The 15,116-nt window shown below is 64.5% G+C and carries 13 protein-coding genes, 1 tRNA gene and 2 pseudogenes; 4 read left to right on the top strand and 12 right to left on the bottom strand.

The features are described 5' to 3' along the window. Positions 1-2: 2 nt before the first annotated feature. Complete coding sequence (gene smqnr, locus AC5P5V_RS03305) at positions 3-650, bottom strand: SmQnr family pentapeptide repeat protein (RefSeq protein WP_134969377.1); 648 nt, start codon at positions 648-650, stop codon at positions 3-5. A gap of 169 nt (positions 651-819) precedes the next feature. Here smqnr and AC5P5V_RS03310 point away from each other — a divergent pair, with 169 nt between their 5' ends. Next, positions 820-1,596 carry a DeoR/GlpR family DNA-binding transcription regulator gene (locus AC5P5V_RS03310; RefSeq protein ID WP_231352586.1) on the top strand — a complete coding sequence of 259 codons (777 nt, stop codon included), beginning with the start codon at positions 820-822 and terminating at the stop codon, positions 1,594-1,596. Between the two features lie 11 nt (positions 1,597-1,607). After that, positions 1,608-2,741 (top strand): MFS transporter, encoded by a 1,134-nt coding sequence (locus tag AC5P5V_RS03315; protein ID WP_134968573.1) that lies wholly within the window; start codon positions 1,608-1,610, stop codon positions 2,739-2,741. A gap of 9 nt (positions 2,742-2,750) precedes the next feature. Here AC5P5V_RS03315 and AC5P5V_RS03320 read toward each other — a convergent pair. From AC5P5V_RS03320 to AC5P5V_RS03335, 4 genes and pseudogenes are all read right to left on the bottom strand, one after another. Further along, positions 2,751-4,245: pseudogene (locus AC5P5V_RS03320) on the bottom strand (PepSY domain-containing protein). 11 nt (positions 4,246-4,256) lie between these two features. Continuing rightward, positions 4,257-6,395 carry a TonB-dependent receptor gene (locus AC5P5V_RS03325; RefSeq protein WP_231352585.1) on the bottom strand — a complete coding sequence of 713 codons (2,139 nt, stop codon included), beginning with the start codon at positions 6,393-6,395 and terminating at the stop codon, positions 4,257-4,259. Between the two features lie 128 nt (positions 6,396-6,523). Further along, positions 6,524-6,919 carry a DUF2946 family protein gene (locus AC5P5V_RS03330; RefSeq protein WP_134968575.1) on the bottom strand — a complete coding sequence of 132 codons (396 nt, stop codon included), beginning with the start codon at positions 6,917-6,919 and terminating at the stop codon, positions 6,524-6,526. A gap of 191 nt (positions 6,920-7,110) precedes the next feature. Continuing rightward, positions 7,111-7,491: a tautomerase family protein gene (locus AC5P5V_RS03335; protein WP_134968576.1), complete on the bottom strand. Its 381-nt coding sequence runs from the start codon at positions 7,489-7,491 to the stop codon at positions 7,111-7,113. A 565-nt stretch (positions 7,492-8,056) separates the two neighbouring features. Here AC5P5V_RS03335 and AC5P5V_RS03340 point away from each other — a divergent pair. After that, positions 8,057-8,464: a hypothetical protein gene (locus tag AC5P5V_RS03340; RefSeq protein WP_134968577.1), complete on the top strand. Its 408-nt coding sequence runs from the start codon at positions 8,057-8,059 to the stop codon at positions 8,462-8,464. A gap of 52 nt (positions 8,465-8,516) precedes the next feature. Beyond that, a complete protein-coding gene (locus AC5P5V_RS03345) occupies positions 8,517-9,050 on the top strand; it encodes a hypothetical protein (RefSeq protein WP_231352584.1) in 534 nt (177 codons plus the stop codon). 1,115 nt (positions 9,051-10,165) lie between these two features. Here the strand turns inward: AC5P5V_RS03345 and AC5P5V_RS03350 are convergent. The 7 genes and pseudogenes from AC5P5V_RS03350 to mltG all read right to left on the bottom strand — a co-directional run. Next, positions 10,166-10,858, bottom strand: a pseudogene (locus tag AC5P5V_RS03350) (P-loop NTPase fold protein); the annotation flags it as partial. Between the two features lie 70 nt (positions 10,859-10,928). Next, the gene (locus AC5P5V_RS03355; protein WP_080291746.1) at positions 10,929-11,552 is read right to left on the bottom strand and encodes an NYN domain-containing protein; all 624 of its coding nucleotides are present in this window, start codon (positions 11,550-11,552) and stop codon (positions 10,929-10,931) included. A gap of 322 nt (positions 11,553-11,874) precedes the next feature. Then, positions 11,875-11,949, bottom strand: a tRNA-Val gene (locus AC5P5V_RS03360). A gap of 133 nt (positions 11,950-12,082) precedes the next feature. After that, complete coding sequence (locus AC5P5V_RS03365) at positions 12,083-12,436, bottom strand: PilZ domain-containing protein (RefSeq protein WP_005412452.1); 354 nt, start codon at positions 12,434-12,436, stop codon at positions 12,083-12,085. Next, positions 12,433-13,389: a DNA polymerase III subunit delta' gene (locus AC5P5V_RS03370; RefSeq protein ID WP_134968120.1), complete on the bottom strand. Its 957-nt coding sequence runs from the start codon at positions 13,387-13,389 to the stop codon at positions 12,433-12,435. The genes AC5P5V_RS03365 and AC5P5V_RS03370 overlap by 4 nt, the downstream gene beginning before the upstream one ends. Next, the gene (tmk, locus tag AC5P5V_RS03375) at positions 13,386-14,051 is read right to left on the bottom strand and encodes a dTMP kinase (protein ID WP_134968121.1); all 666 of its coding nucleotides are present in this window, start codon (positions 14,049-14,051) and stop codon (positions 13,386-13,388) included. The genes AC5P5V_RS03370 and tmk overlap by 4 nt, the downstream gene beginning before the upstream one ends. Continuing rightward, positions 14,048-15,109, bottom strand: coding sequence for an endolytic transglycosylase MltG (gene mltG / locus AC5P5V_RS03380; protein ID WP_061480513.1), 1,062 nt, complete (start codon positions 15,107-15,109; stop codon positions 14,048-14,050). Before mltG ends, tmk begins: the two co-directional genes overlap by 4 nt. Between the last annotated feature and the right edge of the window lie 7 nt (positions 15,110-15,116).

The following is a 15,116-nucleotide window of genomic DNA, read 5'->3' on the forward strand; positions in this document are numbered from 1 at the left end:
GCCTACGGCACCACCGTGATGCCGATGCGCTGCATCAACAGCGCGACCTGCTGGACATCCAGCGTGGCGCCACGCAGATTGGTGCTGCGCAGGTCCAGCTCACCCAGCTCCGAGTGGGTCAGGTCGCAGTCGGTGAAGTTGGCGCTGTTCCAGTCGATGCCCTCGAACTGGCCACCGGACAGGTCCGAGCCAGCGAAGCTGGCGCCGCTCACGTTTGCACCGTCCCAGCGGTTCTCCCACAGTTCGCACTTCTCCAGCGTGACCCGCGAGAAATTGGCATAGCGCAGGTTCGACTTCTTGATGAAGGCGCTGCAGAACCCGCTGCGCGGGGTGATCTGGTTCATGAAGCTGGCGTTGCTGAAATCCGCACCCTGCGCGCGGCACTCGCTGATCTCCAGGCCCAGCGCCTTGATGAAGTTGAAGTGGCACATGCTGATGTCGCAGCTGCGGAAGCTGGCCTCCTTCAATGTGGCGCCATTGAAGCGGCAGCCGGCGCGGCTGCCGGCATCGTAGAAACTGCAGTTGATGAACTCGGTGCCGGTCAGGTCCACGCCTGAAAAATCGCACTCGTGGAACTGCTGGTCGACCACCTTCTGGCCGGTGTACTGGTCCGCGCCGATGCGCAGCTTGCGGTGAACGGTGGGGGACATCGTGGATTCCTTGCCAAACGCCACGCCATGATGCCGGGCCGCGGGGGCGATCCACAGACACGGCCGCGGCCAGATTCACCGGCAGTCCAGTTGACCTGTGTCCACACGGGTCAAATGCACGTTGTTGCACGTTGTTGCACGTTGATGCACGAAGATGCAGACCTGCAGCATGAGCTCCGATCCCAGCCCCCTCCCCGCCCAGCGCACCCGGCAGATCCTGGAGGAACTGCGCCAGCAGGGCCGCGTGGTCGCCGCCGAGCTGGCGCGCCGCTATGCCGTCTCCGAAGATTCGATCCGCCGCGACCTGCGCGAACTGGCCGCACAGGGCCTGTGCCAGCGTGTCTACGGCGGCGCCGTGCTGCCACCGCCCAAGGAACGCCCGCTGCGCGAGCGGCTGACCCGCGACCGCGGCGACAAGGCCGAGCTGGCCGCCCGCGTCTGCGCATTGCTGCAACCCGGCCAGGTCGTACTGCTCGATGCCGGTTCAACCAACCTGGTGATCGCACAGCAGTTGCCGGCCGCCCTCGGCCTGACGGTGATCACCAATGCGCCACAGATCGCCACCGCCGCCAGCCTGCTCGATGGCACCTCGGTGCAGCTGATCGGCGGCCGCCTGGCCAGCGGTGGCGGCGCGGTCGGTGCCGAAGCACTGGCCCAGGTGCAGCGCCTGCGTGCCGATGTGTACCTGCCCGGCCCCTGCGCGGTGGACGGCGACACCGGCGTGTGGGCAATGGATGCGGAAGAAGCCACGCTGAAGCGCGCGATGGTCGCGTGCAGCAGCCGCATGATCATCGCCGCCACTACTGAAAAGCTCGGTGCCCGCGGCCACTGGCAGATCGCCAGCCTGGACGAGATCGACGACCTGGTGCTGACCACCACCGCACCGCCCGCATTGGCGGCACGCTTCCGCGCCGCCGGCATCGCGGTGCACCCCACTCCCCCCTGACCGTACCGCTCATGTCCCTTGCCAACCGCGCGCGTGCCGAACAGCACGCGACCCGCGCTGCGTTCTTCATTCCCGGCTTCGCCACCGCGCTGTGGGCCACGCTGGTGCCGTTCGCCAAGGCACGCACCGGGATCAACGACGCCACGCTGGGGCTGGTGCTGCTCTGCCTCGGTGCCGGTTCGCTGCTGGCGATGCCGTTGTCCGGTGTGCTGACCGCGCGCCTCGGTTGCCGCCGGGTGATGATGGCCAGCAGTCTGCTGATCTGCCTGACCGTGCCCAGCCTGGCCCTGGCCGCCTCGGCCTGGACACTCGGGCTGGTTCTGTTCGTGTTCGGCGCCGCCGTGGGCGCGATGGACTGCACGATGAACGTACAGGCCGTCATCGTCGAGCGCGACGCACGGCGCGTGATGATGTCCGGCTTCCATGCGTTCTTCAGCATCGGCGGCTTCCTCGGCGCGGCCACCATGACCGTGCTGCTGTCTGCTCACCTGCCTCCCTTGGCGTCCGTGCTGATCGGCGTTGGCGCCATGCTGCTGGTGATGCTGCTGTCGGCGTCGTACTGGCACAGCGAACGGATGCCGCACGACACACCGATGCTGGCCCTGCCACACGGCATCGTGCTGTTCATCGGCGTGCTGGCGTTCGTCGCGTTCCTCGGCGAAGGTGCGATGCTCGACTGGAGCGCGGTGTTTCTCAGCGACGTGCGCCGCGTCGATGGAAGTCTTGCCGGCATCGGCTATGTGACCTTCACCCTGACCATGACCGTCGCGCGCCTGTTCGGCGATGCACTGGTGGCACGCGTGGGCCGCCAGCGCGCGATCGTGTTCGGCGCGTTGCTTGCCGCCGCGGGCGTGCTGGTGCTGACCCTGGTCACGCCGTGGCAGGCATCACTGCTCGGCTATGTGCTGGTCGGCCTCGGCTGCGCCAACATCGCACCCGCACTGTTCTCGCTGGCCGGCCACCAGACCCGCATGCCCGGCGCGCTGGCCATCACTGCCGTGTCCACGCTCGGCTTTGCCGGCATCCTTGCCGGACCGGCGCTGATCGGCTTTGCTGCCAACCACTTCGGCCTGATCGCCGCGTTCATCTGCGTGGCCACGGCCTTGTTGCTGGTGGCGATGTCCACGCGTTGGCTGCGGGTGTAGCGCGGCGCATCAACTCCGCCTGCGGCGCAGCTTCATCCGCACGCGCCGGTAGCCGATCACCGTCGCCGTGGCACACAGCGCGGTGCCGGCAGCGCTCAGCAGCAGCAACACCGCCAGCCGGGCACCTTCCTGGCGCAGCATCGCTGGCAGATCCCAGCTGTGCAGGTAGTAGAACAGCCAGCGCCCCACCCGCTCGCGATGCCCCATCGTCAGCAACGGATCGCCCGTAGCCAGATCGAGATAGACGCGCGTCGCCTCGGCATCACCGAAGTCCACCACGGCCACCGGGAAGCGGCGCACTGCTGCGCCGTTCATGGCTTCCGGTGCACGCGGATAGAAGTAGGCATCCGCTGTCTGCTGCACCACGAAGCCCTGCATGGGCGCAGCGGACAGCGCCCGCGCCTTCTGCTGCAGCCACGCGGCCGGCAGCAAGTGCGCAACCTGCAGATGCTCGTCGCTGCCGGACACGATGCGGGTCTCGCCCTGCCCGTCCAGCAGCACCGCAAACAGCTCACCACCGATGCGCCGCCACTGGATCTCAACTGGCCGGAAGCACTCAGCATCGGCCACCGCCAGAAGCTTCGCCGGATCGCCCAACGCGCCATCCACCGCCACGATAGCGTCCACCGTCGATCGCAGCATACGTGCTGCTGAAGACGCCCAATGGATTCATCGACATCAGCCCGCTGAAAATCCAGGTGAACACGAAGGCCGCGGCACACAATCCGATCAGATGGTGCCAGCGCATCCACGGCTCGACGTACGGTGTCTTCGCACCGGAACGATAGTGCCCACGGAAACGCCAGCGCCACACACCCACCACGACGCCGCTGACCGCCGCCAGCGTGCACAGTGCGGACAGCACGATCACCACCCACGTCCACACCGGGTCGACCGACTGCATGCGCAGGAAGTACAGCCAGTGCAGCCAGGCGCCCACATAGTTCCAGCGCTGCTGCATATGCGGCGCGTACAGCACGACTTCACCGGTACGCGAGGACACATACAGGTCGCCCGGCTGCGCACCGCCCACCTCGACGCGATACAGCGGCCGATGCGCATCCAGTGCACGCGAATGCGTCCAACGATCCTCATTCACGCGCATCGCACCCACAAAGGCCGGGCCTCCGGCGAACTGTGCGACGGATGCTTCGGCGCGCTGTGCCGACACCGGCAGCAGGGCCTGGCCGGTCACGGCAGACCAGGCGCCCACGTTGCTGCCACTTCGCACCACATACGCCGGCTCGCCGCGTAGCGTGGTCAATGCCACAGCCTCCGGCTCGGCCTGCACGGCGGCAGGCAGTACCGACAGCCCCTGCAGGTCGCGGGCCTCACCCAGCACCGGCAACGCCGCCAGCCGCTCGCCGGGCGTCAGCTTCGGGTAGCCAATGAACAGCATCACCATGCCGCTGACGAACCACAGCAGCATCAGCAGGCATCCGCCGATGCCCAGCCAGCGATGCACCAGGTAGGTCCAGCGCTTGGCGGTGGAACGCATCGTCATCGCCAGCGCCCTCAGAAGCGATGGTCGACGGTGAATTCGACGCGCCGGTCCGCCCCCAGCAGCCACTGGGTGCTGGTGTAGTACGCGGTGGCGTAGTACGCCTTGTCGAACACGTTGAACAACCGCGCGGACAGCCGCGTGCGCGGTGCCGCCTGCCAGGTCAGTGCCAGATCGGTGGTGCTGTAGCCGGGCAGCTCCAGTGTATTGGCGTTGTCAGCGTAGCGCTTGCCGACGTAGCGAACGCCACCCGCCGCATTCCAGTCCGGTGCGAACTGCCAGCCCAGCCACACACTGGCCAGGCGCTCGGCTACGTTCGGCGGCACGTTGCCATCACGCGATACCAGCACCGCCGGCGAACCCGTGGTTTCCAGGAAGTCCTCGAATTCGGCCGTCAGCACCGTCGCGTTGGCATCCAGCGTCCAGTGCGGCGCGACATTCCAGGTCAACGACGCTTCAATACCGCGCGAGGTCTGCGCGCCCACCTGCACGCGGCGATCCGGCACCAGCGGATCGCGGCTGAGCAGCCCGGTCTTGCGGATGCGGTACGCCGCCAGCGTCCACTCGCCACCGTCGAAGGCCTGCTTCAGGCCCACCTCGATCTGCCGGCCCTTGGCCAGGTCGAAGGCACCGTTGGCCGGGCTGATCATCAACAGGCCACTGACCGGGTCCGCCGCCTGCGAGTACTGCGCATACAGGCTCAGCGTCGGCTGCAGCGCAAATACCGTGCCTGCACGCCAGCCGGTGCTGTTGTAGGTCTTCGAGAACGCCTTCTGGCCACTGATCAGATCGGTGCGATCGATGCGCGCGCGGTCGTGGCGCAGCCCACCCAGCACCGACCAGCGATCGCTCAGCGCCAACCGGTCCTCCACGAACAGCGCGTACTGCTCGGCCCGGTTGCGGTAGCGCGGCAGGTTCGGCGCATCGCTGGCGAACTGCCCCGGCACCGGATGGAACGGATCGACCGGGCCGGAGCTGCCGGTGTAGGTGTTGTTGGTGTGCTTGAAGTGCGCGCGGTTGGCATCCAGGCCCACGGCAAAACTGTTCTGCAGGTCACCCACGCTGCCCTGCACGCGCAGCGTCGAGGTCAGCCCCGTCTGGTCCTGGTTGTGGGTGATCTGGGTGTTGCCCGAGCGGTCGACCAACCCGGTTCGCGGGTTGTAGACATAGGCCTCGGCGTTGCGCCAATCGCGCTGGCTGTCGATCTGGTAGACGCGCGTGCGCCATTCCACATTCGCGGTTGGCGTCCACAGTGCATCGAGCTGGGTCCAGCGGTCGCGGAAGCGGATCTCGCTGTCGTCCACGTTGTAGTTGCGGTGGCGCAGCGCCTCCAGCTGGCGGCCCTCGACCAGCGGCGTGCCGAAGTAGCGCATCGGCTGCTGGTAGCCCTGCGCATGGGTGAGCGTCAGCTGCAGGTCCGGGCGAGCCTGCCACAGCAACGCACCGGAGAACGTCGCATCGTTGTTGCGGCCACGGTCGACCCAGCCACCGCTGTAGTTGCCACTCACATCCAGCCGGTAGGCCAGCCCGGGCGTCAGCGCGCCACCACTGCCGAAGCCCAGCCGCGCGGTGTCCTCGCTGCCCACGGTCATGCTGATCTCGTTTTCGATGGCACCGCGCGAGGGCTTCTTCGGCACGATATTGATCACGCCGCCAATCGCCCCGTCGCCATGGATGACCGAGGCCGGGCCGCGCAGCACTTCGATGCGCTCGATCGACCAGGTATCGAACGGGAAGGTGATGCCCACGCCGCCGTACTGGCGCAGCCCGTCGTACAGCCGCATCACCGAGGCACCGTCCGTGAAGCCGCGACTGGACAGCGCACTCAGGCCATTGCCCGGGTGCGGCATCGCACTGATCGCACCTGCCCGGCTGATCGCATCGTTGAGGTTGCTGTCGCCGCGCTGCTCCAGGTGCTCGCGCGAAATCACCGTCAGGCTGGCCGGTGTCTGCAGCACGCTCAGGCCCAATGCAGAGCCGGCGCTGGCGGTGGAGGACAGCTCGCCGCTGCGGGTATCGACCACCCGCACGGTATCCAGCGTGGTCGGGGGTGCCGCGTCGGCGGCAAGGGCAGAAGCGGAGTGCAGCAGCAACGCGCAAGCGACAGGCAGCGTCGCCCGGCGCAGGTACGCGGCGTTGGGGTTCGTTTTCATTTTTTCACGGCATGCAAGGCCACCCGCAATGGCAGGGCAGCAATCAGAAAGGGACAAACACGCGCGTGCGGGCGCCGGCCGTGGCCGGCAACCTCATGGAAAAACGATCAGTGCAACGCGCGTGCGGCTCAGGCGGCCATGAAAGCCGGCGGCCCACGCGCTCCCAATGTGCCGCTGATCCTTTGCGGCAACGTCTGCACCGCACCGCGCAACGCGCGGCACACCAGTGCCATCGGCGCCAACAGCAGCACTGCCGCCACCAGCAGGGCGATCAGCCGTGCAGCAATCAGGCAGTAATCGCAGTCCACGCCCATCTCATGATCGGCATGTGGATCGGCGGCCGGTTTCCTTGCGGCGTCGCCGTGCGGCATCGCCATCGCGTGATGGTCGTGGTGCCCTTCCATCGGGTGCTGCGCATGCTCTGCGTGCATTGCGTGGTCCATGGCTGCCACCGGCGCAGCGGCAACCACGTGACCATGCGCCAGCCAGCGGCTCACCAGCGGGGCGAGCAGCACCAGCAGCATGGCAAGCCAAGCCAGGGCCTGGAACCGGCGGTGGAGAGCAGAACGACGCACGCCGCCATTCTACGGGGCCACGGTCAACCTTGGACCCCGTTCAGGGTTTGCCCCCTGCGACACGGTGACGCAGGACTGTCCTCCCCCGCGCACGCCCTCCATCCAGTAGATCCACGCCATGCGTGGATGCTTTTTGCCCATCAACTCACGTACTGGGCCACACCATTACCAAACGACCAATTTTCCCGCTTCACCTCCACCAGATTGATGAACACATCCTCGCGGCGGATGCCCACCGCCGCATGCAGCCCATCGGCAATGCCCAGGTATAACGCGTTTTTCTGCTCGAGCGTGCGCCCTTCGTTCCAGGTGATCTGGATGCAGATGAAGTCGTCGGTGCGGTCCACGCCCAGGTAGCCGGGATCGTAGATCAGCGTGCCGGGCGCGTGTTCCTGGAATATCTGGAAGCGATCGTTTTCCGGCACGCCCACCGCGCGCATGGCCTGGTAGATGGTTTCGCCGACGCGTTGCAGGTAGTCGGCGGATTTACCTTTGCGAAGATCGATGCGGGCGAGCGGCATGGTGTACTCCGGGGTGGATGGGCACGGCAATGGGCTGAGACTACGCCTGCTCAGGGCGGTGGGACAGCACAGGGATGGAACCCTCTGGCTCCATGCGTGGCATGGTCCCGCCTCCGCCGCGCGGGGTGACGCGATTGCCGTGGCGGCGCCGCTCTGGAGTCGTCTCGTGCACGGTCGACAGGGGCGGCGATGTGCGCCATCAGTGATGGGCCGCACTACTCGCGGGTGCTGGACTGCACACATTGGGAAACATCTGGCCTGCCTAGGGGCAGTTGAGAACTTTCCTCACAGACCGATGTGATTGCCCGGCTTGATGATCGCTGCGCCGAGGCAAGACGCCTTGGCCGGGATTGGCGTCTCGAATAAACAAACAAGATTTAGGGGCTGCAGGAACAATCGCAGCAGAGAGAATGCACCGACTGCCTTCAATGGCGGCCGGTGCGTGGGGATCGCCAGATCCGCCAGGCATTCTTCTCCCCTGAAGCTTGTTTGCCTTGGTACGCCAACCCGCACCGTCCGCCACCTTCACTCCTGAAGGTGGCCCTACGCCAGTGAGGGTTTCGCCATGACCAACCGCACCGCCGTCCATCCCCGCCTGCACACCCTGATCGGCGACGTCGCAACCGATGTGCCGGAAGACCTCGCACGCGAGATCGAGTGCGCCCTGAACGCACAGAATTTGCCCGCGCAGCTGCCCACTTTCTTCGCCCGTCTCAATGCGATCAACCATGCTGACGGCGATGACGGACAGCCATGCATCAGCCTCACCCTCGGCGCCAGCAATCACGCTTCGTTGCGCCGCTCGCTATCTGGGCTCGGCGCATTGCTCGATCTGCTGCAGGCCGCCGATCATGCGCGCAACGAAGGCGGCCCAGACGAACAGTTGGGCGCCTTCCATATCGACGGACTGATCGTGGCCGCACGCCAGCTGGTGCGCGAGGCGCATCATTGCCTCTCCGGCGGCGACGCCTGACCGGCCCGCATATGCTCCCGCTACAATCGCGCAGGGAGCGCAGGAGACCGCGATGGACGCCGAACACCTGGAGTACTTCAAGGCCGCACTGGAAGGCCGCGCAACCGTTGGCTGGAACGTCTGGTTCGCCGCCAACCAGCACGCGCTGGCACAACAACTGAGCCGCCCGGCACTGCTGCGCTTGAAGTTCAGCACACTGGATGAAGCCGAACGCCTGCTCGCCGAAGCCGGCATCGTGCCCCGCAGCACAGTGGGCAAGCGCTACGAAATGTACTGCGCGCAGTTCTCGCCGGACGTGGTGGACGCAAACGGTCGCCCGCTACCGGCCCTCTGGCGCGCGGCGCACGGCGGCGCCATCGGCCTGCTGGCCGATGGTGGGCAGGAGGCCGGCCAGGCGAAGCTGCTCGCGGAGTCCGCCGCGTCCGTAAGATCTCAAGCCGGGCTCTTACGCCGCAACACTCTGTTTTCGTGTCTCCGAGTAATATTGATCGCCTGCGCCAATCCCTTCCTTAGACTACTGGAAGCGTCGCTCACAGTCTCGGTAGCTATGGCGCGAAATGGATCAGGTAAATGGCGAATCCGCTGACGCAAGGTCTCTCGCAACAAACGCAGTGATCGCCATTCAAGGCGAAGCTTTGCCAGCGAGTCTTCGGAGTAGCGCTTGATCAAGAGTGACAAGAGCGGCGATTGCATCACTCCGTCATGCAAAAGCAGATCGGCCAGCTCGCCGGAACCTACGAGATGAAGCCATGGCTTCCCATCCACGCTTCCAGGCGCACCGAACGAGTAGATGTTTGAATAGTCCCTATTCCGAATCTGCGCTAGCAGCACAGGCACGTCTGCCAATAGGCGCTTCTGCTCAGCCCGATCCACTAGCTCCTCAAGCAACTCAAATGCTCTCATGAACCTTGGATCTCGGCGCTTGTGGAAGCCAAGTCCAGCGTAGGAATCGGCTCCATCGAGCCACCCCACGCTGCGCTCAAGCCGATCAAAAACGACGGGGTCTGACGCGTACTGCTGAACCCAAAGATTGACCTCTTTGAACTGAGGAAATAGGCCCACGCCGAAGTCCTCCAGCGTCAATGCAATCCCGACCACGTGCAGAATTTCACCCTGAACGTACAACATCCTTTGATCTATCGACTTCAAGAGGTCCACCCGAGCCTCGTTATATCGGCTAATTGATAGCCGTCGTAGTTCCCACAGTCTTTGCCAGGGTGGCTGCGCCTGAACGCCCACTACTAGCGCATTCTGCTGGATAGCTGCATTAGCAGCTTCAACATCCAGAGTGCCAACGCGCCAAAAAGAGACAAGTCCCGACGCAGGTACAACAGATTCAAGCGCCAGTACCGATGCAAACCTTTCCTCAAGGTCCAAAATATATAGATCTCTCTCGGTTCTTTTGCTTTTGTCTTTGACTCTAATTGCGAAACATTGCTGTACGATCTCAACTTCCTCAGGCTCAAGCCTTCCCGCGCGAAGCTCTCCACCCAAAGCGATTGAGAACTTCAGCAATTCCAGCACCCCAGCCTTAGAATCGCGGAGGCGCCGATCGAGCAGTTTCAGAAGTCGCTGCGCATCAAAAACTAAACTCCGCACGCTACGGTAGTTGACGAGTTTGGACACCTCCATGACGGCAAGCAGCGCAGCGCGCTCATCCTTCACAGCCGTCTTTACAGGCCCTTCGTCTAGTTCCAAGAGCAGCGAATCCAACACAGCACCGGGATCAGAGATCACCTTAACTGTCTTTCCTATGGCCTTCTCTTTCCAACGGCCATAGACGCTATCGGCATTAATCTCTGCATCGTTTGCCAACACGATCACCTTGAGACCATCTCGCTCTACATAGCTATTGATTATCGAAAGGCACATTTCGATTGGCATACCTGCGCGCTCAAGATCATCGAAGACGAGCACGCGCCCCTTGGGATTACTAAGCCATCGCGTAATTGCTTTTGCATCTTCTTCGCGGGCCGCGTCAGCTACCGCTCCGGCTGTGGCAACCTGGACCCCTATGTTTGAGACGCGAATCGCCGCAGCCCCCAGCACTTTGCCGAGCGTAGAATTCAACACCGGATATAGTTGCGAAAGAAATTGGTCAGAGATCGCCGCAGCACTATCTGCACCGAAAAAGCTAGCGTAGAGGTGCTGGGTGGGCGAGGTAGCAGCCGGCTTGACTCTAGAGTCACTCTTCAGGAAGGGAAGGTGCCACCATTTTCGCGGAGTCGAGTTTAAAAGCGCTTCTGACGCCGCGCTCTGCTCAGCGCGCCGACGAAAATAGCCTTGTATGTAATGAGTCTTCCCCGAACCCCAGTGACCAATCAGCATCACGGCGGTGCCCGGATCAGAACTTCCGTCCAGATAAGAATCTAGGTACTCATCCAAGCTCTTCATAGCGAACCTATTCACATCCGAATTGCAGGAAAATGAGAGTGGGAGCAGCGTCTACCGGACTCGCATTGACCTATAGATCATCAATTACAATGTCGGCGTGCTCTCGAAGCGATTCCTTAATTCCATGTCGCTGAACAATCAACATGATCTGTGCGCCTTCGCGTCGAGCAAATTTCATTGCTGGCACGAAGTCACTATCGCCTGTTGCCAACACAATCATGGCAACGTGCTTCTTCAAAGTGAGACTAGCGATATCGAGTCCGATCCTCATATCCACGCCCTTCTGTTTAACAACCGGGCGGAGATCGACAGCACTAACAGATATCGCCCCTTCACCAGCATGTTTATCCAAGAAGCGCTTTTTCAGCCCCCAACCTTCCATTGAGAGTTCGCCGAAGCGCATGCTGAAGAAGGGGAGGCGCGCAACATGCGCATGCAGGCTGCGATTGCGCGACGCTGTATCACTAGAGCCGAAATCGATGGCTGAGCCATCTAAAGGGTTTACCGCCGCTCCTTCGAGGGGCTTAGAATCATAGAAATAAATTCGGTGAAGGAGCATGCCCGTCAGCTCAGGGCGATTCTTCACGCGCTCGATGAACTGCTCAATATCAGACGCCTCGATCGGATGACCAGGCTTGCCCAATTGATACTTAAGAAATCCAGCATCGAGGAGCACCGCGTAGCAGAGGGACATCCATGACCTCCGGGCAAAAAATTGGCCGCTAGACAGGTGGGGGACACGCCCCTCTTACATATCACCCGTCTAGCAGCCTTTTGGTCGCCAAGAACATATCACGAACCACGAAAGAACGGTACGTGCGATTCAGTCCTTGAGACTCTTCTTCTACCTGAGCCTTCGGCCCTAGGCAGAGATTCGGCCCTAGGCAGAGAGCAGCTCATTTGCCTGCGGGATTTTTGCATACGCACCACCACATGGCGCGCACTTATCCTGCGCTTACGAAAAAGCCGGCTCAAGGCCGGCTTCTTCATAACACCTGAAAAATCAGGGTTTTATTTGGTGGGCGGTACAGGGATCGAACCTGTGACCCTTGCCGTGTGAAGGCAATGCTCTACCGCTGAGCTAACCGCCCGGTGTGTTGCTGAGCCGCTCATTATAGGGGCTTTTCAGAGGCCGTCAACAGTTTTTCACATTCGTGTTCACGGGCGTTTCGGGGCATGCAGCCGGGCATGGCCGGACGCTACAGAAAGGCTCCGCGCGCAGCCTCACATCGTATGGGTCGGCTTGTCCGAGCCGGTCAGCCCGGCCAGCAGGGTCTCGATCTTGTGGCGCACGCCCTCGCCTTCGGCACCGTCGGCCAGCTGCACGCCGATGCCGGCGGTGCGGTTGCCCTGCGCGCCGGCCGGGGTCACCCAGATCACCTTGCCCGCCACCGGCAGGCGCTCGCTGGAATCGGGCAGGGTCAGCAGCAGGAACACCTCGTCGCCCAGGAAGTAGCGCTTGGGCGTGGGCACGAAGATGCCGCCATTCTTCACGAACGGCATGTACGCGCTGTACAGCGCGGCTTTGTCCTTCACGGCCAGGGACAGGATGCCCTGGCGGGCGTTGCTGGCACTCATCGATTTCCCCTTGCGGCAGGCCGCTCGTTCACCTTGTTCCAGGCCAGCAGCAACTCGACCACCGCAAGGTCTGCACGCACCGTGGTGCGCAGCAGGTCGCGGGTGCGGTTGGCCGCATCGAACCAGGCTGCAAGCTTGTGCAATCGCTCCGGCGTGGTCAAGGCATCGGTGCTGGCCTGGGCCAGCGCCAGGTCGGCGGCAAAGCGCAGGCGCAGCGCCGCGTTGTCGTCACCGCACCACTTCTGCGCCAGCTCCACCGCGCCGGTCTTGCCGGTGACCAGCTGTTCCAGATCTCGACCGACTTCGCGGCGCAGGCTCAGGCCGTCTTCGCGCAGCCAGTTGTCGGCCTGGCCGGGATGGCCGCGCGCGGCCTCCAGCGCTTCGCGCGCCGATGCCTCGCTATGGCCCTGCTGCTGCAGCCAGGCCAGCGCTTCGTGCTGCGGCGGCAGCTTGAACTCCAGGCGCTGGCAACGGCTGCGGATGGTCTGCGGCAGGCGTGCCGGGTCGCTGCTGATCAGCCACAGGTAGCGGCCGGGCTGCGGCTCTTCCAGGGTCTTCAGCAGCGCGTTGGCCGCCGAGCGGTTGATCGCATCGGCCGGGTCGACGATCACCACCTGCGCCACGCCGTACTGCGGGGTCAGCGCCAGCTTGTCGGTGATCTCGCGCATCTGCTCGATGACGATCTCGGTACGCAGCTTGTCGCCGCTCTTGTTCGGAATGAAGCTGACCAGCTGCAGGTCCGGGTGTGTACCCGCTGCGATCAGCTGGCGCGTGCGCGTTGCGTGGGCTGCATCGCCCTGCGCCAGCACGTGGTCGGCCAGCGCCAGCGCCACCTCATGCTTGCCCAGCCCGGCCGGGCCGCAGATCAGCAGGCCATGACCGAGGCGACCGGCGTCGAGCGCGGCCACGGTCTGGTCGAACGCGCGCTGCTGCCACGGTGAAAAGGTATTCATGCGCCCTCCCCGTCCTGCAGCCAGCGCTCGACACGCGCGACCACGTCGGCGGCCACGCGTTCCTGCACCTGGCCGGCGTCGATCAACGCAAAGCGCTGCGGGTCCTGCTGCGCACGGCTGCGGAACACTTCGCGCACGCGCTGGAAGAAATCGTCCTGCTCGCTCTCGATGCGGTCCGGCCACAGGTCGCGACCGTTGGCGCGCGCGCGGCCGACGGCCACGTCCACGTCCAGCAGCAGGGTCAGGCCCGGCAGCAGGCCGACCGCGCGGCGCTCCAGGTCGGCAATCCACTGCGGATCCAAGCCGCGGCCACCGCCCTGGTAGGCGTAGCTGGAATCAGTGAAACGATCGCTCAGCACGTAGGCGCCGCGCTGCAGCGCCGGCTGGATCACCTGGCGCACATGCTGCGCGCGCGCGGCGAATACCAGCAGCAGCTCGGCTTCGGCGCTGAGCGGTTCGGCGGCGATCTCGGCATCGGGTTTCAGCACCAGGCCGCGGATGCGCTCGGCCAGTGGCGTGCCGCCCGGTTCACGGGTCAGCACCACCTCGTGGCCGTGGCTGCGCAGGCACTCACGGATGGCATTGATGGCGGTGGTCTTGCCCGCGCCCTCGCCGCCTTCCAGGCTGACGAAACGCGGGTGGCGAAGCAGCGCGGGACTCATTGCGCCGGGGTCTCCTGGGTACGTTGCTGGCGCAGCTGTTGCAGGTAGCGCGCCACGGCGGCGTTGTGCTGGTCCAGGCTGGGCGAGAACACGTGCGCGCCGCTGCCATCGCCCACGGCGACGAAGTACAGCGCATCGCCCGCCGCGGGTTGCGCGGCCGCCATCAGCGCGTCACGGCTGGGCATGGCGATCGGGGTCGGGGTCAGGCCGGCACGGGTATAGGTGTTGTAGGGGGTGTCGGTGGTCAGGTCGCGACGGCGGATGTTGCCGTCATACGCAGCACCGAGGCCGTAGATCACGGTCGGGTCGGTCTGCAGGCGCATGCCGATCTTCAGGCGGCGCATGAACACGCCGGCGATCTGCGGGCGCTCGCTGGCCAGCGCGGTTTCCTTCTCGATGATCGAGGCCAGCGTCAGCAGTTCGTAGGGCGTGTTGATCGGCAGGTCCGGCGCGCGGCTTTCCCAGGCCTCGTCCAGCGCCTTTTCCATTGCGGCGTGGGCGCGCTTGAGCACGTCCAGATCGCTGTCGCCGCGCTGGTAGACGTAGGTCTCCGGCAGGAAGCGGCCTTCCGGGTGCTGGCCACCGAAGCCGAGGCGCTGCATCAGCGCGGCGTCATCAAGCGTGTCGGTGGTGTGCAGCAGCGGCTCGGCGCGCTTGAGCGCGGCACGCAGCTGGCGGATGTTCCAGCCCTCGACAATCGTGACCCGGTGCTGCAGCACCTTGCCGGCGCGCATGCGCAGCAGCAGCTCGCGCGGGGTCAGCTCGCCACTGAGCGCATACTCGCCCACCTTCAGTTTGCCGGCCGCATCGAGTTGGCGCGCCAGCAGCTGCCACTGGGCGTCCTGGCCCTCGTCCACGCCGGCATCGCGCAGCTTGCGCAGCACGCTGTTCATGCCATCGCCGCTGGCGATGACCACGCTCTCGGCGGTCGGGGTGATCGGGGCATCGGCGAAGCGGGTCTGCTGGTAGAAGAACCACGCGCCCGCGCCGGCCACGACGGCGGCCAGCACCACCACCAGCGTTACCACGAACAGACACCCGCGCTTGGCTCCCGCCATGGACTAC

The organism is Stenotrophomonas sp. YJH_SMC_130, assembly GCF_059369035.1.